This window comes from Pseudomonas sp. Z003-0.4C(8344-21) (assembly GCF_900104975.1).
Taxonomy (GTDB): Bacteria; Pseudomonadota; Gammaproteobacteria; order Pseudomonadales; family Pseudomonadaceae; genus Aquipseudomonas; species Aquipseudomonas granadensis.
Window position 1 is genome coordinate 1,245,378 of the sequence record NZ_LT629756.1, and the last position, 22,158, is coordinate 1,267,535.

Genomic DNA, 22,158 nt, shown 5'->3' on the forward strand with positions numbered 1-22,158 from the left:
AGCGGTGTGTCAGTCAGTAATACTGGTATTGACAGACCGCTATCGCGAGCAGGCTCACTCCTACAGGGAGGGGGGCGTGTCTAGAGGAAGGCGTCAGAGCTGCAGAATCAGCGTCTTCAACGGCGGTTGCTGATCCATCGAGGGGAAATCGGCGCCAGGGGTCATCACGCTCCATTCGCGCACCGGCCTCCCGGACTTCTCGGCGCAGCGCAAGACCTGTTCGCGCCAATCGTCCATGCTGACCTTCGCCAGATTGTTGCAGCAGATCAGCACGCCATTGTCGGCGGTGGTCAGCAGTGCAGGCTTGAGCAGGCTTTGATAGTCGCGCAGCAGGTCGACGGTGCCGAATGCGCTTTTCGCCCAGGCCGGTGGGTCGAGCAGCACCAGATCGTATTGACGTTGTTCAAGGCGCTGATAGCTCGGCAGTTTTTGGCCGCGCCGCTGGCTGATCGGCAGGCCGGCGAGTTGGCGAATCGCCGGGAAATAATCGGACTGGATGAATTGCATTTCAGGCAACTGCGGGTTGAGCAGGCCGTTTTCGCGACCGACCGCCAGATTGCCTTCAGCGAAATCCAGGTTGCACACCTCATTCGCGCCGCCAGCTGCAGCGCTCAGCCCCACGCCGCAGGTGTAGGCGAACAGATTAAGCACGGATTTGCCTTTGGCGTGTTCCTTGACCCAGCCGCGGGTGTTGCGCAGATCGAGAAACAGCAGCGGATCCTGCCCGGCGTGGCGCCCGCGTACGCGGTAGTTGAGACCCCATTCGTGACCGACCAGATCCGTCAGCGCTGCCTCGTCAGCTTTATAGACGTGGTCTTCACGATCGATGCGCGAGTTGCCCCGTGAACGGTCGTTGTAGACCAGCAGGGATTCAAAGCCCAGCGTCTGATTGACCATGGCGTGCAGTTGCAGCAGGTCGTCGCGCTCCAGCGTCTGGTGGAAACTCTGCACCAGCAGTTGCGGGCCGTAGCGATCGATGGTCAGGCCGCCGGCGCCTTCCTGGCTGCCGTGGAACAAGCGATAGCAATCGGTGCCCTGGCTGTGCAGCTCAGCGAGCAGGTCCTGGCGTTGATCGAGGGCGGCGCGCAGCGCCTGATTCAAGGAAGACATGCGGGCGCCTTGCTGAAAAAACGCGAAGTCTATCAGTTGGGAGCTTCAAGCGGCGAGCTGCAAGCTGCAAGTCAATGCGGACCGCTTCAGCTTGCAGCTTGCAGCTCTCAACCGTTGAGCCGTTTATCGACCAACGTCTGCACCACACTCGGGTCAGCCAGTGTAGAGGTGTCGCCCAGGCTGTCGAGCTCATTGCAGGCGATCTTGCGCAGGATCCGCCGCATGATTTTGCCCGAACGGGTTTTCGGCAGGGCTGGCGCCCACTGGATCAGGTCCGGTTTGGCGAAGCTGCCGATTTCCTTGCTGACGTGCGCCAGCAGATCCTTTTTCAATTCTTCGTTCGCTTCGGTGCTGTCCATGGGCGTGACGAAGGCGTAGATGCCCTGGCCTTTGACGTCGTGCGGGTAACCGACCACGGCTGCTTCGGCGATGCTGTCGTGCAGCACCAGTGCGCTTTCGATTTCAGCGGTGCCGATGCGATGCCCGGAAACGTTGATCACGTCGTCAATGCGCCCAGTGATCCAGTAATCGCCATCCTCATCGCGTCGCGCGCCGTCGCCGCTGCAGTAATAGCCGGGGTAGGGCTTGAAATAGGTGTCGACCATGCGTTGCGGATCGCCATAAACGCTGCGGATCTGCGCTGGCCAACTGGACTTGATCGCCAGCACGCCGCTGCCGGCGCCGTGGATTTCCTTGCCATGTTCATCGAGCAATACCGGCTGCACGCCGAACATTGGCTGCGTGGCGCAACCCGGTTTGATGCGTTGGGCGCTGACCAGTGGGCTGAGCATGATGCCGCCGGTTTCGGTCTGCCACCAAGTGTCGACGATCGGGCAACGCTGTTCGCCGACCACGTTGAAATACCATTCCCACGCTTCCGGGTTGATCGGCTCGCCGACGCTGCCGAGTAATCTGAGGCTCTGCCGCGAAGTTTCCTTCAACGGTCCGGCACCTTCGCGCATCAATGCGCGTAGTGCGGTCGGCGCCGTATAGAAAATGTTGACCTGGTGTTTATCGATGACCTGCCAGAATCGCGAACTGCTCGGGTAACTCGGCACGCCTTCGAACATCAGTGTGGTCGCGCCGTTGGCCAGGGGGCCGTAGACAATGTAACTGTGGCCGGTGACCCAGCCGACATCGGCGGTGCACCAGAACACTTCGCCGTCACGGTAGTCGAGCACGTATTTGAAGGTCATCGCCGCTTGCAGCAGATAGCCGCCGGTGGTGTGCAGTACGCCTTTGGGTTTGCCGGTGCTGCCGGAGGTGTAGAGGATAAACAGCGGGTCTTCGGCGTCCATCGGTTCCGCTGGGCAGTTGTCGCTGACTTCGCGCACGGCCTGGTGATACCAGACGTCACGGCCCTCGGCCCAATCGACCTTGCCCTGGGTGCGCTCGACCACCACCACGGTGCTGACGTCGGGGCAATTTTGCAGGGCTTTGTCGACATTGTGTTTCAACGGCACGAACTTGCCGCCGCGCACGCCTTCGTCGGCGGTGATCACCGTGCGGCAATCAGCATCGAGAATACGGTCACGCAAAGAGTCGGGGGAGAAACCGCCAAACACCACCGAATGGATGGCACCGATCCGTGCGCAAGCGAGCATGGCGTAAGCCGCTTCCGGGATCATTGGCATGTAGATGCACACCCGGTCGCCTTTTTTCACCCCACGGCTTTTCAGCACATTGGCCAGTCGGCAAACGTGATGGTGAAGTTTTTTGTAGGTGATCTGCGCTGATTCGGCAGGGTCGTCGCCTTCCCAGAGCAGCGCGGTCTGTTCACCGCGTTCTGCCAGGTGACGGTCGATGCAGTTGTAACTGACGTTCAGTTTGCCCCCGGCAAACCAGGCGGCTTCACCGGTTTGCAGATCGTAGTGCTGCACGGTCTGCCACGGCGTGCTCCAGTCGAGGAAGCGCGTGGCCTGTTCGGCCCAGAAGGTGTCGGGGTGTTCAATGGATTCGCGGTACAGACGCCGATAATCGTCCTGACTCAACTGAGCAGCCCGGCGCACGGCATCGGCTTTGGGGAACGTACTGATCTCGAACATGACGGTTCCTTATTCTTGTGGTGCGACAAGGATAAAGATGCGCCGAGAGACGCAAGGGTTCAAGCCGGATCAGGAATCTGATGGCTGGACCTGATTTCGAAGGCACCGCAAAACAACTGTAGGAGTGAGCCTGCTCGCGATAGCGATGAATCATTCAACATCAATGCTGACTGATACACCGCTATCGCGAGCAGGCTCACTCCTACAAGGGATCTCTGTGCCCACAGGATCTGGGTTGAGCCAAACCTTGTGGGCCGATAGGTCAAATCAACCGCGGTGACGGCCGCGGAAATAGTTGATCAGGCCTTGAGTCGAGGCATCGTCAGCCACGCTTTCGTCACTGCCGACCAGACGGTTGTAAACGCCTTTGCCCAGTTCCTTGCCCAGCTCCACGCCCCACTGGTCGAAGGCGTTGATGCCCCAGACCACGCTTTGCACGAACACCTTGTGTTCATACATCGCCACCAGCGCGCCGAGGCGACGCGGGCTGATGCGTTCGACCACCAGCGTGTTGCTCGGACGGTTGCCCGGAATCACCTTGTGCGGTGCCAGTTTGCGCACATCTTCTTCGCTCATGCCTTTGTCGCGCAGCTCGGCTTCGGCTTCCGGCTGGGTCTTGCCGAGCATCAGCGCCTGGCTCTGCGACAGGCAGTTGGCGTACAGCCACTGATGGTGATCAGCAACCGGGTTGAAGCTGACGATCGGCACAATGAAGTCGGCCGGGATCAACTGGGTGCCCTGGTGCAGCAACTGATGGTAGGCGTGCTGACCGTTGCAGCCGACGCCACCCCAGATCACCGGACCGGTATCGGTCGACACCGAGGTGCCGTCCTGGCGCACGCTCTTGCCGTTGGATTCCATGTCCAGCTGTTGCAAGTGCTTGGTGATGTTGCGCAGGTAATGGTCGTACGGCAGGATCGCGTGACTTTGCGCGCCCCAGAAGTTGCCATACCACACGCCAAGCAGGGCCAGCAGCACCGGCATGTTCTGTTCGAACGGCGCGGTCTGGAAATGCTGGTCCATGGTGTAGGCACCGGACAGCAGTTCCTTGAAGTTGGACATGCCGATGGCCAGGGCGATGGGCAGACCGATCGCCGACCACAGCGAGTAACGGCCGCCGACCCAGTCCCACATCGGGAAGATGTTTTCTTCGCGGATGCCAAATGCCACCGCAGCAGCGTTGTTGCTCGAAACGGCGATGAAGTGACGATACAGCTCGGCTTCCGAGCCGCCCTGCGCCAGGTACCAGGCGCGTGCGGCCTGAGCGTTCTTCAGGGTTTCGAGGGTGTTGAAGGATTTCGACGACACGATGAACAGCGTGGTCTCGGCGCGCAGTTTTTGCGTCAGCTCGTGGAACTCACTGCCATCGATGTTCGCCAGATAGTGGCAGCGCACGCCTTTCTGCGCGTACGACAGCAGCGCTTCAGAAACCAGCTCCGGGCCGAGGAACGAGCCACCGATGCCGATGTTGACCACGTCGGTGATCGGCTTCTCGGTGTAACCGCGCCACAGACCGTCATGGATGCGGCCGACCAGATCGGTGATCTGGTTGAGCACTTTATGGACGTCCGGCATCACGTTGACGCCATTGACCGACAGCTTGTCGCCAACCGGACGGCGCAGAGCGGTATGCAGCGCCGGGCGGCCTTCGGAGGCGTTGACGATTTCGCCGTCGAACAGCGCTTTGATCGCGCCCTGGAGGTCGACTTCATTGGCCAGACCCACCAGCAGATTGCGGGTCTCGGCGTTGATCAAATTCTTTGAATAATCGAGAAACAGTCCGCAGCTGCTGAGGGTGAACTGATTGAAGCGCTGCGGATCGGCGTTGAAGGCCTCGCGCATGCTGAAATCCTGCATGGCTTGGCGGTGATCTTTCAACGCTTGCCAGGCAGGCAGAGCGGTAACGTCATGAGGAGTGCGGTAGTACGCCATCGCTGCGGTTTTCCTTTTTACTTGAACGGCCTTTTGAACACTGAACAGACCCGGCACGCCGCTGTTGGGACGCGGGATCGACTGCATCGACACGATTTGCGGACACAGGGCGAATACAGTAAACCTCGCGCTGCGATCTGTCTTGACTTTGTCTGACCAGATCCCTGTACTTTTTTAACATCCGAACAGGGATTTGGCCGACAAACGGAGGGGGAGCGGGCGCTGCGGTGGTTCAGGCGAGCTGAACGGGGATGGCGTTGCTGGTGTGGCTCAGCTCGTTGCCGGGCGCCATGTAGAGCATGCGCGGCTTGAAATTGACCAGTTCGGCTTCGCTGTAATGGGCGTAAGCGCAGATGATTACGCGATGACCGACGCTGGCCTTGTGCGCCGCGGCGCCGTTGACTGAAATCATCCGCGAGCCTTCTTCGCCACGAATCGCGTAGGTGGTGAAACGCTCGCCGTTGTCGACGTTGTAAATCTGGATCTGCTCATATTCACGAATGCCGGACAGGTCCAGCCATTCGCCATCGATGGCGCACGAACCTTCGTAATCGAGCACCGCATGGGTGACTTCGGCGCGGTGCAGTTTGGCCTTGAGCATGATCGCGTGCATTGGGGTTTCCCGGGTTGGAATCGAACGGCGGGCAGTGTGCCCGAAGGCTTTGGGGGCGGCAATATGGCTGGAATGCAATCTTCATGACGCTGAAAAACACTGTAGGCCTTCGCCTGCTCGCGATAGCGGTGTGTCAGTCAGCATGAGTGTTGAATGACACACCGCTATCGCGAGCAGGCGAAGGCCTACAGAGGGATTGCGGTGGTTTTAAGCGGGCGTATCGAGGTTCAGATGCAAATTATCGATCAACCGCGTGGTGCCCAGAAACGCCGCCACCAGAATCACCAGATCGCGATCCTCAGCCGTTGCCGGACGCAGGGTCAAACCGTGGCGGATCTCCAGATAATCCGGGCGCAGGCCGGCTGCTTCAAGCGCTTGCAACTGCGCGCTGATCAGCGCCGGGAAATCCCGGTTACCTTGCTTGATCGATTCGGCAATGCTGCTCAGCGAGCGATACACCGCCGGAGCCACCGCACGTTGTTCATCACTGAGGAAGCCGTTGCGCGAAGACAGCGCCAGACCATCGGCGGCGCGTACGGTCGGCTCGCCGATGATCTGGATCGGCATGTTCAGGTCATGTACCAGTGCGCGGATCACCGCCAGTTGCTGATAATCCTTCTGGCCGAAAATCGCCAGGTCCGGCTGGACCATGTTGAACAGTTTGCTGACGACGGTTGCCACGCCTTCGAAGTGCCCGGGACGGCTGGCACCACACAGGCCTTCGGACAATTGCGGGACGCTGACGCGGGTCTGCCCGGCCATGCCGTCGGGGTACATTTCCTCGACGGTCGGGGCGAACAGCAGCGAGCAGCCAGCCTCGAGCAGTTTTTCCTGATCGGCCGCCAGCGTGCGCGGGTATTTGTCGAGGTCTTCGCCGGCGCCGAATTGCAGGGGGTTGACGAAAATGCTCGCGACGACGAAATCCACCCGTTGCGTGGCTTTGGTCACCAGCGCGACGTGGCCGCTATGCAGGTTGCCCATGGTCGGCACGAAGCCGATGCGCTTGCCCTCGCTGCGCGCGCGGGCGACGGCGGCGCGCAGTTCGCGTACGGTTTTGACGGTGTTCATGCGGAGAATCCATGTTCGATGCCGGGGAACGTGGTGGCTTTGACTTCGCTGACGTAAGCCTTCAGCGCGGACTGGATGCTGTCCTGGCCGTGCATGAAGTTCTTGACGAATTTCGGCACGCGACCGGTAATCGACAGGCCGAGCATGTCGTGCAGCACCAGAACCTGACCATCCGTGGCGTTACCGGCACCGATACCAATGACCGGAATCTTCACCGCCTGGCTGATCTCCGCGGCCAGTTCGCTGGGCACGCATTCAAGCAGCAGCATCGCTGCACCGGCCTGCTCCAGCGAGATCGCATCGGCGCGCATCTGCCGCGCCTGGTTCTCATTGCGACCCTGCACTTTATAGCCACCGAGAATGTTCACCGCTTGCGGGGTCAGCCCCATGTGCGCGCAGACCGGCACACCACGTTCGGCGAGCAGGCGGATCGACTCGGCCAGCCACAGCGCGCCTTCGACCTTGACCATGTGCGCACCGGCCTGCATCAGCGTGGCGCTGTTGCTCAGGGTCTGTTCGAGGGTGGCATTGGCCATGAAAGGCAGATCGGCCAGGATCAGCGCGTCGCTGTTGCCGCGTTTGACGCAGGCGGTGTGATAGGCCATTTCTGCGGTGGTCACCGGCAAAGTACTGTCGTGACCTTGCAGGACCATGCCGAGGGAGTCGCCCACCAGCAGCACTTCGACACCGGCCTGGTTGCAGGCGTGGGCGAAGGTCGCGTCATAGCAGGTCAGCATGGTGATCTTTTCACCTTTCTGCTTGAGGCTCTGGAGCGTGGTCAGGGTAATGGCTGGCATGTAAAAAATCCTCGTTCAGGCGCTCTGGAAACTACAGCGAGTAACGCGCGTGATTCGTCATCTACTCAGGCGCACGCTCTTTTGTCGTGCTTATAAGGCCTGGATTGCGCCCGTATGTGCCGGGTTGGCGGCAGCGGGACGCCTATAGTCGTGAGGAGCCAAGCGGAAGTCAATTGCGTGTGTTACCGCATTGTTACGCGCGCGGTGTTACCGGCGTTACTGATGCGATTCAGCGGCGCGGCGGGGCTGATTCGAGGATTTTTTGTCGGACAAGAATCGTGAATATGATGCGATCAACTGTAGGAGTGAGCCTGCTCGCGATAGCGGTGGGTCAATCAACATTTGCGTGACTGACCCACCGCCATCGCGAGCAGGCTCACTCCTGCAATCTGGATTTGCGTCAGGCTTGGGAAATGCGTTCCAGACCGACGAACGGGCAGGCAGCCAGCAGGTCTGTCAGCGTGCGGCCATCGACCAGATGCAGATCCTGCGGTGCCAGTTCAGCCAGCGGATACAGCACGAACGCACGTTCCTGCATCTGATAATGCGGGACTTTCAATCGTGGCTCGTCGATCAGGCGATCGCCAAACAACAGGATATCCAGATCCAGCGTGCGCGGGCCCCAGCGTTCCAGGCGTTCGCGGCCCTGGTCGTTCTCGATTGCCTGCAAGGCATCGAGCAGCGTCAGCGGCGCGAGAGTCGTGTCGAGCGCGGTGACCGCGTTGGTGTAACGCGGTTGGCCCGGCAGCAGCGAGTCGCTTTGATAGAAGGCGGAAACGCCGACAAGACGGGTGTGCGGCAATTGCCCCAGCGCCGTGACGGCGCTGCGCAACTGTTCGGCCGGGTCAGCCAGATTGCTGCCCATGCCGATGTAAACGCGTTCCATGCCTTTACTCGCCTGTAGCGCTCGGTGCGCCGGCGCGTTTGCGCTTGGCGCCGCTGCTGCGACGACGCTTGCGTGGTGCCCCGCTGGCGTCGTCACTCTTGCCGCCGAGGTCACGGATCATGTCGCGACGTTCGCTGTCGTTGGCGTCCTGATAGTCGGTCCACCATTCGCCGAGGCCGTCGGTTTCCTCGCCAGCGCTTTCACGCAGCAGCAGGAAGTCGTATCCGGCGCGGAAACGCGGGTTGTCCAGCAGCAGGTCGGCACGTTTGCCGCTGCGCCGTGGCAGGCGTTCCTGCATGTCCCAGATTTCGCGGATCGGCATGGTGAAGCGTTTCGGAATCGCGATGCGCTGGCACTGCTCGGCGATCAGCTCGTGGGCGGCTTCCTGCATCGCCGGGATCGGCGGCATGCCACGTTCCTGCAAGCGCAACACGCGCGCCGGCAGCGCCGGCCAGAGCAGGGCGGCAAACAGGAACGCCGGGGTCACCGGTTTGTTCTGCTTGATGCGCAGGTCGGTGTTGGTCAGGGCTTCGCTGATCAGCGTGTGCGTATATTCCGGGTTGTATTCCAGCGCGTCGGCACTGGCCGGGAACAGCGGGCCGAACAGTTGCAGATCGACGAGCATTTCGAAGGTGATCGCGCCGTGACCCGAGAGGAACAGCTTGAGCACTTCTTCGAACAGCCGCGCCGAAGGAATCTCGCGCAGCATCGGCGCCAGTTCGCGGATCGGCTGCACCGTGTGCTTTTCGATGCCGAAATTGAGCTTGGCGGCAAAACGCACCGCGCGCAGCATGCGCACCGGGTCTTCCTGGTAACGCTGCTTCGGGTCGCCGATCAGACGGATCAGGTGATTGCGGATATCGTGTACGCCATTGGCGTAGTCGAGGATGCGCTCGCTGACCGGATCGTAATACAGGGCGTTGATGGTGAAGTCGCGGCGTTGCGCGTCTTCTTCCAGGGTGCCGTAAACGTTGTCACGCAGAATCCGCCCACTCTCGTTGCGCGAAGACTGGTTGCTGTCTTCGTCGTCTTCGTTGACCGGGTGGTTGGCGCGGAAGGTCGCGACTTCAATGATTTCGCGACCGAAATGGATGTGCACCAGCTTGAAACGCCGGCCGATGATCCGCGCATTGCGGAATTCGGCACGCACTTGCTCGGGCGTGGCGCTGGTGGCGACGTCGAAATCCTTGGGCGTGATGCCCAGCAGCATGTCGCGCACGCAACCGCCGACCAGATAAGCCTGGTAACCGGCACCTTGCAGGCGTTCGACGATATTCACCGCATAGCGGCTGAATTGCGTTTTCTGCAGCGAATGTTGACCGCTGTTGAGCACTTCAGGGGTGCTGCGGATGTGTTGCGTACGACGCACGGGAGTTCGGAATGACTGGAACAGCTTCTTCAGCATGGGATGCACTGTTTGAAGGAATGTTCGGCCATACCAAAGAATGACCGCATGATGGGCGCAGATTCTAGCATTTAGTCGAGGGATGGTGTAGGACACCGCAGATATGAGCTGTAAGCCGCAAGCTGCAAGGGTCGAGCGAGGCAAAGCAGGGGGGATTTGCGCGGGGAAGAAACTACAAGGGGAGCCGAAGCTCCCCAAGAAGTAGTTGCGTGCTCTTTTTATTATTGATTCGGGCTTCTTGTTTTTGTTGAGTGCCCTCGCCACGAAGTGTTTCCTTCGTGACCCTCCCAATCGGGAGCCAAGAGCAAACGGATTGCTTTGGTCGCTGAATTGCAGTGATCTGTCGATCCAACCAGTACAGGCTCTGTCTTAGGACAGTTTTTGTTGTTCTCGGCCTGGTCGTGGGGCAAGCCCCAAATACAACGCCTCTCCAAAAGAATCAGTTAGCTGCGCCTCTCGCCGTCTTGTTTTTATTGTGCGTGAGTCGATTCGTCTTATTTTTATTGTCTTGTACATTGCTTGTTATTGTTCTTGTACCAAACATATAGCAGGGTGCGTGCCAACTTTTGCGAACCCCAGTAAAACAAGGGGTTAGGGCGATTTAACCGTTTTGCAGGGGCGAAAAAAAGCCGGGGTTTCGTTACCGATAACCCCGGCTTCTGTTACGTGAATCGACTGCGGTAACAGTTTTTTCACAATGTCATGCGTTACCCGCGCACGCGACAGGTAACGTTCAGCTCTCGCTCGCTACCCCGGTCTTGCGCCGTGGAATGCCCAGACGCTGACGGCGTTCCCACAGGCATTTGCGACTCACGCCCAGTTTGCGCGCCAGTTCGGTCTCGGTCATGTGGTCCTGATGCTCGAGGACGAAGTGCTGGAAGTAGTCTTCCAGTGACAGATCCTCGGTCGGCTCATGGCTGCTGTTGCTGGCGCTACCGCCGGTTTGCGGCGGCAGGCCGATGAACTCGTCGTCTTCCAGATCGCTCAGCTCGATATCGATGCCCAGCAGGTCGGCCGAAATCTCCGGGCTTTCACTGAGGATCACCGCGCGCTCGACCGCGTTCTCCAGCTCGCGCACGTTACCCGGCCAGGAATAATGCCGGATGGCCTGTTCGGCATCGGCGGCAAACTTCAGGTCGGTACGGTTGATGCGCGCGCTCTGGCGGGCAAGGAAAGCATTGGCAATTTCGTTGACGTCGGCACCGCGCTCGCGCAGGGCCGGCAGTTTCAGGGCGATCACGTGCAGACGGTAATAAAGGTCTTCGCGGAACTGGCCGATTTTCGCCAGGCCCTTGAGGTCGCGGTGGGTCGCGGCGATCAGGCGCACGTCGACTTTCTGCGACTGCACCGAGCCGACCCGGCGGATCTCGCCTTCCTGCAACACACGCAGCAGGCGAGCCTGGGCTTCCAGCGGCAGTTCGCCGATCTCGTCGAGGAACAGCGTGCCGCCGTCCGCCGCTTCGACCAGACCGGCACGCCCGGCGCTGGCGCCGGTAAACGCGCCTTTCTCGTGGCCGAACAGTTCGGACTCGATCAGGCTTTCCGGAATGGCCGCGCAGTTCACCGAGATCATCGGCGCCTTGGCGCGCTTCGACAGGTTGTGCAGGGCGCGGGCGACCAGTTCCTTGCCGGTACCGGACTCGCCCTGGATCAGCACATTGGAATCGGTCGGCGCGACTTTGCGAATCTTGCTGTACAGATCCTGCATCGGCGGGCACGAACCGATGATGCCGATTTCACCGTTGCTGTTATCCACAGAGGCTTTGCCGTTGCCAGTGGCAGGCTTGCTCGAGGCGGTTTCAGCGGCAGCCGGTGCCGACTGACGATCACGCAGGATGCGGGCCACGGCTTGCAGCATTTCATCGTGGTCGAAAGGCTTGGCGATGTAATCGACCGCGCCCATCTTCATCGAGTCGACCGCCGAGCGCAGGCTGGCGTAACTGGTCATGATCAGCACCGGCGTACCCTGGCCGAGCTTGATCAGCTCGGTACCCGGCGCGCCCGGCAGGCGCAGATCGCTGACGATCAGATCGAACGTAGGAATGGTGAAGCGTTCTTGTGCTTCCTGCACTGAACCGGCTTCGCTGACCTGGTACTGGTTGCGTTCCAGCAGGCGGCGCAAGGCGGAGCGGATAATTGTTTCGTCTTCGACGATCAAAATGTGCGGCATTGATTCGATACTCTCGACGGTCTCAGTTCACAGCGGACGTCGCTTCGACATGACGCGGCAATGTCACCCGGATACGGGTGCCGCGCTGGCTGTTTACATCAGCCGGGCTGTCGATGGTGATTTGTCCATAATGCTCTTCAACGATGGAATAGACCAGTGCAAGGCCCAGACCGGTGCCTTCGCCAGGATCCTTGGTGGTGAAAAAAGGTTCGAACAATCGGTCCATGATGTTCTTCGGAATACCGCTGCCTTCGTCTTCCACGATCAGGTCGACCGTGTGTTCGCCAGCTTCGCTCTTTACCCGTACCGCACTGTGCGGCGGCGAGGCGTCGCGGGCGTTGGAGAGCAGGTTGATCAAGACCTGGGCGAGCCGCTGCGGATCGCCTTCGACCCAGTGCTCGGGATCGCACAGGTTATAGAACTGCACTTCGAAATTGCGTCGGTTCAGCGCCAGCAGACCAATCGCATCCTGCGCCACTTCGGCCAGGCAAACCGGCTCGTCGCTGTGCTGATGGCTGCCGGCATGGGCGAAACTCATCAGCGACTGAACGATGCGCGAGACGCGTTTGGTCTGTTCGAGAATCTGCCCGCTGATTTCCGTCAGTTCGCCGTCGTCTTCGCGTTCCTCGCGCAGATTCTGCGCCAGGCAGGCGATGCCGGTGATCGGGTTGCCGATTTCGTGGGCTACGCCCGCCGCCAGCCGACCGATGCTGGCCAGACGTTCGGAATGCACCAGTTTGTCTTCGAGCATTTGTGTTTCGGTCAGATCTTCGACCAGCAGTACCAAGCCACTGTTGCCTGGCGCCAGCGGTTCATCGATCGCCGCTTTGTGCAGGTTCAACCAGCGGGTCTGGCCATCGAGGGTCAGGTGCTGTTTGTGCAAATGCTCATCGGGCAGATTGATGAAGCCCTGCAGCAGATCTTTCCACGGCTCGCCAATGGTACTCAAGCGCGAGCCGACGACACGCTGCGCGGCAATCCCCGTGAGTTCTTCCATGGCCTTGTTCCACATCAGGATCTCCTGATCCTTGGCCAGCGAGCAGACGCCCATCGGCAGTTCCTGCAAGGTCTGGCGGTGATAGCGGCGCAGCGCATCGAGTTCAGCGGCGAGCCCGGTGAGGCGCGAGTGGTAGTCCTCGAGGCGGCTTTCGATGAAATGGATGTCTTCGGTGACGTAGTTTTCGCCGCCGGCCTTGTACGGCAGGAAGGTTTCGACCATGTCCTGGGCGACGCTCGGTCCCATCAGTCCGGACAGGTTGGCCTCGATGCGGTCGCGCAAACGGCGCAAGGCGTACGGGCGGCGCTCGTCGAATGGCAGATACAGGTCACGCAACGCTTGCTCGACTTCTTTCTGCGCGGCCTTGGCACCCAGCGGTTTCGCCAGTTGCGTGGCGAATTCCTGTGGTGAGGCGGCGTGCAGTTCGCGGCGTTGTGGTCGACGCACGTTATCCACTGCGCAGGCTTCAGCGGCGCTGGCTTCTTCAGGGCTGGCGTTGGTGAACAGTGAAATCAGGGTGAACATCAACACATTGGCGGCCAGCGAGGCGATGGCTGCCATGTGCCAACTGGTGTCGTCGAGCACGTAGATCATGTTCAGCAGCGGAATATAGAAACCCTGCAGATTGCCGACCAGCGGCAACAGCATGGTCACCACCCACACCAGAATCCCCGCCAGCAGACCGGCGATAAACCCGCGACGATTGGCGGTCGGCCAGTACAGCACCGACAGTACTCCCGGCAAGAATTGCAGGGTCGCGACAAACGCGACGATGCCGAGGTTGGCCAGATCCTGCTCGGCGCCGAGCATCAGGTAGAAGCCGAAACCGGCCATGATGATCGCGACGATCAGCGCCCGGCGGGTCCACTTCAGCCAGCGGTAGATATTGCCTTCGGCCGGTGGCTGATAGAGCGGCAGCACCAAATGGTTCAGCGCCATGCCCGACAGCGCCAGCGTGGTGACGATGATCAGCCCGCTGGCCGCCGACAGCCCGCCGACATAGGCGAGCAACGCCAGCGGTTTGCTGTTGGCGGCGATACCGATGCCGAGGGTGAAATATTCCGGATTGGTCGTGGCGCCGAGTTTCAGTCCGGCCCAGAGAATCAGCGGCACTGCCAGGCTCATCAGCAGTAGAAACAGCGGCAAGCCCCAGCTGGCGCTCACCAGCGAGCGCGGGTTGAGGTTTTCGGTAAAAGTCATGTGGTACATGTGCGGCATCACGATCGCCGAAGCGAAGAACACCAGCAGCAGGGTGCGCCACGGCCCTTCCTGCAACGGCGTGTGCAGCGCGGCGAGGGCGGTCTGGTTTTGCAACAGCCACAGTTCAAGCTGTTGCGGCCCGTCGAACACACCATACAGCGCGTACAGGCCAACGCCGCCGAGGGCGACCAGTTTGATCACCGATTCAAAGGCAATCGCAAATACCAGCCCCTCGTGTTTCTCGCGAGTTGCGATGTGGCGCGAGCCGAAGAAGATTGTGAACAGGATGATCAGCGCGCAGAACGCCAGGGCGACGCGGCTCTGGATCGGCTCGCCGGTGAGGATGCCGATCGAATCGGCCACGGCCTGAATCTGCAAGGCCAGCAGCGGCAGCACGCCGATCAGCATGAAAATCGTAGTCAGCGCGCCGGCCCAGGTGCTGCGAAAACGAAACGCGAACAGATCCGCCAGCGACGACAATTGATAGGTGCGGGTGATTTTCAGAATGGGATAAAGCAGCACCGGCGCCAGCAGAAACGCACCGGACACGCCCAGGTAACTCGAGAGAAAGCCGTAGCCGTATTGATAGGCGAGGCCCACCGTGCCATAGAACGCCCAGGCACTGGCATAAACCCCCAGCGACAAGGTGTAGGTCAGCGGGTGGCGAATGATCGCGCGCGGGATCATGCCCCGTTCGCTGACCCAGGCAACGCCAAACAGTGCCGCCAGGTACGCGGCGCTGACCAGGATCATCTGGGTCAGGCTAAAGCTCATCGGCATCTTTTTGGCTCTGCAGGATGAAGGTCACGACAATCAGGATCAGCCAGAGCAGATAGGGGCGATACCAGGCGCCCGTAGCGTCGATCCACCAATCCATGATGGCGGGGGAAAACAGGTAGATCCCCACGACTAAAAGCAGGACCAAGCGATAGATGTACATCCCGGCCTCTCTTTTTTATGCGCGTGCCCGAAAACGTGCGGCGATGGTAACGGATGGGGGCGTGACTGCAAGGGGCGTCATTGCAGTTGCGCCTCGGGCAGGGTCAGTGTGCGCGGGATCTGCGTGGCATCCCAGTGCGCGCGGCCCCAGGCGAGCAGTTCGCGCGGCGAAGCGTGGGCGAGTTCGGCGCCGGGGTTTTGCCCCAGTGCGCGCAGGGCTCGCAGCAGTAACGGTGTGGCCTGATCGGCCGCAAGCGGCGGCGAGCGGTAGGACTTGCCGAGTTTGTTGCCGTCCGGCTGGGTGATCAGCGGCAAATGCAGGTAGCGCGGCTGACGCAAGCCGAGCAGTTCTTGCAGATACAACTGGCGCGGCGTCGAGTCGAGCAGGTCGGCGCCGCGCACGATGTCGGTGATGCCTTGCCAGGCGTCATCCAGCACCACCGCCAGTTGATAGGCGTAGAGCCCGTCGCGACGACGAATCACGAAATCGCCGACATCCCGGCCCAGGTGCTGGCGATATTCGCCCTGCACGCGGTCGATGAAGTGATATTCCAGCTCCGGCACGCGCAGGCGGATCGCCGCGTCCTGTTGCTCATGACCGGCATTGCGACAAAAGCCCGGATATATGCCGTTGTAAGGCTCGAGCTGTTTGCGCGAACAGGTGCAGGCATACGCCAGGCCATGATTGAACAGGCTGTCTAGCACTTCAGCGTAGGCGTCGTGGCGATCACTCTGGCGCACCATGTCGCCGTCCCATTCGAAACCGTAACTCTCCAGCGCCTTGAGAATCGCCGCTTGCACTCCGGGCTCTTCGCGGGGCGGATCGAGATCTTCCATGCGCACCAGCCAGCGCCCGCCAACCGAACGCGCGTCCAGGTAAGAGGCGAGGGCGGCGACCAGCGAACCAAAGTGCAAGTGGCCACTGGGGGTCGGGGCGAAGCGGCCGATATAGGCGGGGGATTTGGCAGTCATGAAAGCGAAGCTACTTTTCAGGGAATATGCAGGTCAACCTGTAGGCCTTCGCCTGCTCGCGATAGCGGTGTGACATTCAACAAAAATATTGACTGATCCATCGCTATCGCGAGCAGGCTCACGCCTACAAAAAACAAAGGCAGAAGCAAAAGGTAGAAACAAAAACGGAGCGTTCGCACGCTCCGTTTTTCGTTCAGGTCGCAATCACTTGCCGACCTGTTTTTCCTTGATTTCCGCCAGGGTCTTGCAGTCGATGCACAGATCCGCCGTCGGGCGGGCTTCGAGGCGCTTGACGCCGATCTCGATGCCGCAGGATTCGCACCAGCCGTATTCTTCGTCCTGAATCAGCTCAAGCGTCTTGTCGATCTTCTTGATCAGCTTGCGCTCGCGGTCGCGGGCGCGCAGTTCAAGAGCGAATTCTTCTTCCTGGCTGGCACGGTCGGCCGGGTCAGGGAAGTTGGCCGCTTCGTCTTTCATGTGATCAACCGTACGGTCGACTTCCTGCATCAGGTCCTGTTTCCACTTGTTCAGGATCTTGGTGAAGTGCGCGCGCATCGGGGCGCCCATGTACTCTTCGCCCGGCTGCGGAACGTAAGGTTCGAAGCCGCTGATCGTCGATTGCTGCTGTTGCTTTGCTTGGGTGGGCATGAAATGGACCGCCTCTACTCTTGTAATCCATTGCGCAGGATTGCTCCATCACCGACACCTGCCGGCCCTGCGGCTGCAAGCGGGCGAACTTACCAGATCAAATCAGCCTGCGCTACTCCCGGATGTCGAGCCCCCGGCGGGTGGCGCTTGCAGATGTTTGGCAAGCCGTGTCTGTGGGAATGGAGACCTGTTCAATCACTGATTTTAGTCAATCCTGGAGCGTACGTTCAGATCGTTACAGTCCAGCGTTCTTGAGGCTGTGACCTTCACGGGTTCTCGCTCGTTCCGGCAGACAGGTAGAATCGTCTCTTTTTTCCCGTCGAAGGCATTTCAATGGCCCCCTACAGTGCGCGCAGTCGTGCGATCGAACCGTTTCATGTGATGGCGCTGCTCGCGCGGGCCAATGAATTGCAGGCCGCCGGGCACGACGTGATCCATCTCGAGATCGGCGAGCCGGACTTCACTACCGCCGAGCCGATCATCCGTGCGGGGCAAGCGGCGCTGACGGCGGGCAAGACCCGCTACACCGCGGCGCGCGGGATTCCCGAGCTGCGCGAGGCGATTGCCGGGTTCTATCAGTCGCGGTACGGGCTGAACATCGACCCGCGACGGATTCTGATCACCCCGGGCGGCTCCGGTGCGCTGCTGCTGGTCAGTGCATTGCTGGTCGATCCGGGCAAGCACTGGCTGCTGGCTGACCCCGGCTACCCGTGTAACCGGCATTTTCTGCGACTGGTCGAAGGCGCGGCGCAGCTGGTCCCGGTTGGGCCGGACGTGCGCTATCAACTGACCCCCGATCTGGTCGCGCGGCATTGGGACCGCGACAGCGTCGGCGCCTTGGTCGCGTCGCCGGCCAACCCGACCGGGACGATTCTGACGCGCGATGAACTGGCCGGGTTATCCACCGCCATCAAGGCGCGTCACGGTCATTTGGTGGTGGACGAGATCTATCACGGCCTGACGTACGGCACCGATGCCGCCAGCGTTCTGCAAGTGGATGACGGTGCGTTCGTGCTCAACAGCTTCTCCAAGTATTTCGGCATGACCGGTTGGCGCCTCGGCTGGCTGGTCGCGCCGGACGCAGCGGTCAGCGAGCTGGAGAAACTTGCGCAAAACCTCTACATCAGCGCGCCGAGCATGGCGCAGCATGCGGCTCTGGCCTGTTTTGAGCCGGCGACGATCGCGATTTTCGAGGAGCGCCGCGCCGAATTCGGCCGTCGCCGCGATTACCTTTTGCCAGCGTTGCGTGAGCTGGGCTTCAACATTGCCGTCGAGCCTGAAGGGGCGTTTTATCTGTATGCCGATATCAGCCAGTTCGGCGGCGATGCCTTCGCGTTCTGCCAGCATTTCCTCGAAACCGAGCACGTTGCCTTCACGCCGGGGCTGGATTTTGGCCGTCACCAAGCCAGCCACCACGTGCGTTTCGCCTACACGCAAAACCTTGAACGCTTACAGGAAGCGGTGGAGCGTATCGCCCGTGGCTTGAAGAGCTGGCAAGGCTGATGCGCTTTTATCCACAGCTTGAAGAGGCGCGCCTGATCCGCCGGTACAAACGTTTTCTCGCCGACATCGAAACCGTTAGCGGCGAGTTGCTGACCATCCACTGCCCGAACACCGGCTCAATGCTCAACTGTCAGGTCGAGGGCGGGCAGGTCTGGTTCAGCCGCTCGAACGACCCGAAGCGCAAGTTGCCTGGCACCTGGGAGATCGGCGAAACGCCGCAGGGGCGCTTGTTCTGTGTGAATACCGCACGGGCCAACGGGCTGGTCGAAGAAGCCTTGCAGGCCGGGATCATCACCGAGTTGAACGGCTTTACCGCGTTGAAGCGCGAAGTCGCCTACGGGCAGGAAAAAAGCCGCATCGACTTTCGCCTCGAATACCCGAGCGGCCCGGCTTATATCGAAGTGAAGAGCGTCACCCTGGGTTTCGACGGGACGGCGGTGGCGGCGTTTCCCGATGCCGTGACCCAGCGTGGCGCCAAACACCTGCGCGAGCTGGCGCATCTGGCGCGCGACGGCATTCGTGCGGTGCAGCTGTATTGCGTAAACCTGACCGGCATCGAAGCCGTGCGCCCGGCCGAGGAAATCGATTCGGCCTATGCCGAGGCGTTGCGCGAAGCGGTCGCCTGCGGCGTGGAGGTGCTGGCTTATGGCGTGCGCCTGGATCATGAGGAAATGGTCATCGACCGCCGACTTGATGTGCGGCTTAACGGTTAAACATCGATCCAGACGCCTTGCGCGTCTTCCAGGCATTCAATCGCCGTCAGCGCTTGCCCGGCACATGGACCGGCGACGCATTCACCGTCCTCGATCAGAAACAGTGCGCCGTGGGTGGCGCACTGGATCAGGCTGTTGCTCGGGTCGAGAAACTGGTCAGGTTGCCATTCCAGCCCGACGCCACGGTGCGGGCAGCGATTCAGATAAACGTAAACCTGCCCGCCACGGCGCACGGCGAACAGTTTGTTGCCGTCGATTTCGAAGCCGCGACTGCAGGCCTCGACCAGCTCATCGCCGGCGCAGAGAAACTTCATGGCTATCCTCAAGAGTCTGCTCGTGTCTGGATATGTCTGAGCTTGACGTTTAAATGCAAACAATTATCAAATGGCGACCCTCTCCCACAGGGAGTCTGGCAGCTGTCGAGGATACTTGGCTCGCTCTGCGGATGCCCGGGAAACCTTATCCAAGGAAGCTGTGTATGCGCCTGAGTACCCGCATTGCTGCGTTGTGTGTCGGCTGGCTGTTCAGTCATCACGCTGTCGCGGCTGATCTGCCGCAACGCTGGGTCAGCGCCGGCGGTGCGCTGTCGGAGTGGGTCAGCGCGCTGGGCGGCGAGACGAAACTGGTCGGCGTCGATACCACCAGCCAGCATCCGCAATCGCTCAAGGCGCTGCCAAGCATCGGTTATCAGCGCAGTCTTTCCGCCGAGGGCATTCTCAGTCTGCGCCCGGACATTCTCATCGGCACCGAAGAAATGGGCCCGCCGCCGGTGCTGGCTCAGGTCAAGGCAGCCAAGGTCCGCGTCGAGCTGTTTTCGGCGCAAGCGGATCTGCCGACGCTTGCGCAAAACCTCATTCACCTGGGCCAACTGCTGGGCGCCGAGGCGCAGGCGAAACAACTGCTGCAAACTTATCAACAGCAACTCGATGCGCAACAGACGCGGGTGGCTCAGGCGCAAACCGCACAAAAAGCCCCGGGCGTGCTGTTGTTGCTCGGTCACGCAGGAGGCAAACCGCTGATAGCCGGCAAGGACACCGCCGCCGATTGGCTGCTGCAACAGGCAGGCGGGCGTAATCTGGCGACCCACAGCGGTTACAAACCGTTTTCGGTGGAATCGCTCGCCAGCCTCGATCCCGAAGTGCTGGTGTTCGCCGACCGCGCGCTGAGCGGCGAGGCGGCGAAAACCGCGCTGTTCAAGGAGAACCCGATTCTCAATTCCAGCCGCGCGGCCAAGGCCGGGCGGGTGATGGAGCTGGATCCGACGTTGCTGGTCGGCGGACTCGGGCCGCGCTTGCCGGCTGCGCTGAAAACCCTGACTGACGGTTTTTATCCGGCCAAGGGCGGCCAATGACCCCACTGGTCAAACCGCGCGGCCTGTTCATCGGCCTGACGCTGCTGTGTCTGCTGGCGACCTGGTTGTCGTTGGCGCTGGGGCCGGTCAGCTTGCCGCTGTTCGACACTTTGCGCGCAGCGTTGCGCCTGCTGGGCGTGCCGCTGGCGCCGGACGGCCTGGAACAGGCTGAACTGATCCTCGGGCAGATTCGTCTGCCGCGGACTTTGCTCGGTCTGGCGGTGGGCGGTGTGCTGGCGTTGTCCGGCGTCGCCATGCAGGGCTTGTTTCGCAATCCGCTGGCCGATCCGGGGCTGGTCGGTGTTTCCAGTGGCGCGGCGCTGGGAGCCGCGATTGCGATAGTTGGCGGCGAGATGTTTGGCGAAGTGCCGGAAGCCTTCGCGCCGTATCTGCTGTCGGCGTGCGCATTTCTCGGCGGGCTCGGGGTAACGGCGCTGGTCTATCGACTCGGCCGGCGTAACGGTCAGACCCATGTCGCAACCATGTTGCTGGCGGGCATCGCGCTGACGGCGCTGGCCGGCTCGGCTGTCGGCCTGTTCACCTATCTGGCGGATGACGCGACCCTGCGCACGCTGACCTTCTGGAACCTCGGCAGCCTCAACGGCGCCAGTTACGCGCGGCTGTGGCCACTGCTGATCATCAGCGCCGGTGTCGCGTTATGGCTGCCGCGTCGGGCCAAGGCGTTGAATGCGTTGTTGCTTGGCGAGTCGGAGGCCGGGCATTTGGGGATCGACGTCGAGCGGCTCAAGCGTGAGCTGGTGTTCTGCACCGCGCTGGGTGTCGGCGCGGCGGTGGCGGCGGCGGGCATGATCGGTTTCGTCGGGCTGGTGGTGCCACACCTTGTGCGACTGCTTGCCGGGCCGGATCACCGGGTGCTGTTAACGGCTTCGGTGCTGGCCGGTGGCAGCCTGTTATTGCTCGCCGATCTGGTGGCGCGGCTGGCGCTGGCGCCGGCGGAATTGCCGATCGGTATCGTCACGGCGTTCATCGGCGCGCCGTTCTTTCTGTATCTGCTGCTGCGAGGGCGGGCCTGATGCTGCGTGCGCACAATCTGCAGATTCAGCGCGGGCGCAAAACCGTGCTCGATGAGGTCACGCTACAACTCGAAGCGGGCGAAGTGCTCGGTGTCCTCGGCCCGAACGGTGCGGGCAAAAGCACTTTGCTCGGCGCGTTGTGCGGCGAGTTGGCCGCCAGCGCGGGCGAGGTGTTGCTCGATGGCAAGCGGTTGCATGACTGGGCGCGAAGCCAGCGTGCGCAACGCTTGGCAGTCTTGCCGCAGGTTTCGACGCTGGACTTTGCCTTCCGGGTCGAAGAAGTGGTGGGCATGGGCCGCTTGCCGTATCAAAGCGGCCGCGTGCGTGACGAGGAAATCATCGCTGCAGCATTGGCGGCCGCCGATGCCGGGCATCTGAGCGGGCGCAGTTATCTGGCGTTGTCCGGTGGCGAGCGGCAGCGCGTGCACCTGGCGCGGGTGCTGGCGCAACTGTGGCCGGGGCAGGCCGGGCAAACGCTGTTGCTCGACGAGCCGACGTCGATGCTTGATCCGTTGCACCAGCACACCACTTTGCAGGCGGTGCGTGAATTTGCCGATCGCGGCGCGGCAGTGCTGGTGATCCTGCATGATCTGAACCTCGCCGCGCGCTACTGTAACCGCATCCTGCTGCTGGAAAACGGCCGGCCAGTAGCCCTTGATACGCCGCAGCAGGTGCTGCGGCCGGATACCCTGCAAGCGGTGTTCGGGCTGGAAGTGCTGGTGCAGCCGCATCCGGAGCGCGGCCATCCGCTGATCATCGCCCGCTGACTGAATCG

General features: G+C 61.2%; 19 protein-coding genes. 5 read left to right on the forward strand and 14 right to left on the reverse strand.

The window, feature by feature from the left end:
- Positions 1-93: 93 nt before the first annotated feature.
- From BLU24_RS05840 to dksA, 13 genes are all read right to left on the reverse strand, one after another.
- Positions 94-1,110: a class I SAM-dependent rRNA methyltransferase gene (locus BLU24_RS05840; protein ID WP_093098248.1), complete on the reverse strand. Its 1,017-nt coding sequence runs from the start codon at positions 1,108-1,110 to the stop codon at positions 94-96.
- A 107-nt stretch (positions 1,111-1,217) separates the two neighbouring features.
- Positions 1,218-3,155, reverse strand: a complete 1,938-nt coding sequence (gene acs, locus BLU24_RS05845) for an acetate--CoA ligase (RefSeq protein ID WP_093098250.1) — start codon at positions 3,153-3,155, stop codon at positions 1,218-1,220.
- A gap of 267 nt (positions 3,156-3,422) precedes the next feature.
- Positions 3,423-5,087, reverse strand: a complete 1,665-nt coding sequence (gene pgi / locus BLU24_RS05850; protein ID WP_093098252.1) for a glucose-6-phosphate isomerase — start codon at positions 5,085-5,087, stop codon at positions 3,423-3,425.
- Between the two features lie 232 nt (positions 5,088-5,319).
- Positions 5,320-5,700 (reverse strand): aspartate 1-decarboxylase, encoded by a 381-nt coding sequence (gene panD / locus BLU24_RS05855; RefSeq protein WP_093098254.1) that lies wholly within the window; start codon positions 5,698-5,700, stop codon positions 5,320-5,322.
- Between the two features lie 207 nt (positions 5,701-5,907).
- Entirely contained in the window at positions 5,908-6,768 is an 861-nt protein-coding gene (panC, locus tag BLU24_RS05860; RefSeq protein ID WP_093098256.1) for a pantoate--beta-alanine ligase, read from the reverse strand.
- Positions 6,765-7,565 (reverse strand): 3-methyl-2-oxobutanoate hydroxymethyltransferase, encoded by an 801-nt coding sequence (panB, locus tag BLU24_RS05865; protein ID WP_090286350.1) that lies wholly within the window; start codon positions 7,563-7,565, stop codon positions 6,765-6,767. Before panB ends, panC begins: the two co-directional genes overlap by 4 nt.
- 400 nt (positions 7,566-7,965) lie before the next feature.
- A complete protein-coding gene (folK, locus tag BLU24_RS05870) occupies positions 7,966-8,451 on the reverse strand; it encodes a 2-amino-4-hydroxy-6-hydroxymethyldihydropteridine diphosphokinase (RefSeq protein WP_093098258.1) in 486 nt (161 codons plus the stop codon).
- Between the two features lie 4 nt (positions 8,452-8,455).
- Complete coding sequence (locus BLU24_RS05875; RefSeq protein WP_093098260.1) at positions 8,456-9,856, reverse strand: polynucleotide adenylyltransferase PcnB; 1,401 nt, start codon at positions 9,854-9,856, stop codon at positions 8,456-8,458.
- A gap of 733 nt (positions 9,857-10,589) precedes the next feature.
- Positions 10,590-12,026, reverse strand: a complete 1,437-nt coding sequence (locus tag BLU24_RS05880) for a sigma-54-dependent transcriptional regulator (RefSeq protein WP_093098263.1) — start codon at positions 12,024-12,026, stop codon at positions 10,590-10,592.
- Between the two features lie 22 nt (positions 12,027-12,048).
- The gene (locus tag BLU24_RS05885) at positions 12,049-15,003 is read right to left on the reverse strand and encodes a sensor histidine kinase (RefSeq protein ID WP_167359909.1); all 2,955 of its coding nucleotides are present in this window, start codon (positions 15,001-15,003) and stop codon (positions 12,049-12,051) included.
- The gene (locus BLU24_RS05890) at positions 14,987-15,163 is read right to left on the reverse strand and encodes a hypothetical protein (RefSeq protein ID WP_003176118.1); all 177 of its coding nucleotides are present in this window, start codon (positions 15,161-15,163) and stop codon (positions 14,987-14,989) included. The genes BLU24_RS05885 and BLU24_RS05890 overlap by 17 nt, the downstream gene beginning before the upstream one ends.
- 77 nt (positions 15,164-15,240) lie before the next feature.
- Positions 15,241-16,134 (reverse strand): tRNA glutamyl-Q(34) synthetase GluQRS, encoded by an 894-nt coding sequence (gene gluQRS, locus BLU24_RS05895; RefSeq protein WP_093098266.1) that lies wholly within the window; start codon positions 16,132-16,134, stop codon positions 15,241-15,243.
- A gap of 204 nt (positions 16,135-16,338) precedes the next feature.
- Entirely contained in the window at positions 16,339-16,782 is a 444-nt protein-coding gene (gene dksA / locus BLU24_RS05900) for an RNA polymerase-binding protein DksA (protein ID WP_090286337.1), read from the reverse strand.
- 333 nt (positions 16,783-17,115) lie between these two features.
- Between dksA and BLU24_RS05905 the strand changes: the two genes are divergently transcribed.
- Complete coding sequence (locus tag BLU24_RS05905; protein WP_093098269.1) at positions 17,116-18,285, forward strand: pyridoxal phosphate-dependent aminotransferase; 1,170 nt, start codon at positions 17,116-17,118, stop codon at positions 18,283-18,285.
- Positions 18,285-18,998, forward strand: a complete 714-nt coding sequence (sfsA, locus tag BLU24_RS05910) for a DNA/RNA nuclease SfsA (RefSeq protein ID WP_093098272.1) — start codon at positions 18,285-18,287, stop codon at positions 18,996-18,998. Before BLU24_RS05905 ends, sfsA begins: the two co-directional genes overlap by 1 nt.
- Here sfsA and BLU24_RS05915 read toward each other — a convergent pair.
- Positions 18,995-19,312, reverse strand: coding sequence for a Rieske (2Fe-2S) protein (locus BLU24_RS05915; RefSeq protein WP_093098275.1), 318 nt, complete (start codon positions 19,310-19,312; stop codon positions 18,995-18,997). The two genes, sfsA and BLU24_RS05915, sit on opposite strands and share 4 nt — an antisense overlap.
- Before the next feature lie 164 nt (positions 19,313-19,476).
- Between BLU24_RS05915 and BLU24_RS05920 the strand changes: the two genes are divergently transcribed.
- The 3 genes from BLU24_RS05920 to BLU24_RS05930 are packed head-to-tail and all read left to right on the forward strand — an operon-like array spanning position 19,477 to position 22,150.
- Entirely contained in the window at positions 19,477-20,349 is an 873-nt protein-coding gene (locus BLU24_RS05920; protein ID WP_093098278.1) for a heme/hemin ABC transporter substrate-binding protein, read from the forward strand.
- Positions 20,350-20,399: 50 nt separating this feature from the next.
- A complete protein-coding gene (locus BLU24_RS05925) occupies positions 20,400-21,383 on the forward strand; it encodes a FecCD family ABC transporter permease (protein ID WP_172833315.1) in 984 nt (327 codons plus the stop codon).
- Complete coding sequence (locus tag BLU24_RS05930; protein ID WP_093098284.1) at positions 21,383-22,150, forward strand: heme ABC transporter ATP-binding protein; 768 nt, start codon at positions 21,383-21,385, stop codon at positions 22,148-22,150. Before BLU24_RS05925 ends, BLU24_RS05930 begins: the two co-directional genes overlap by 1 nt.
- Positions 22,151-22,158 lie beyond the last annotated feature (8 nt).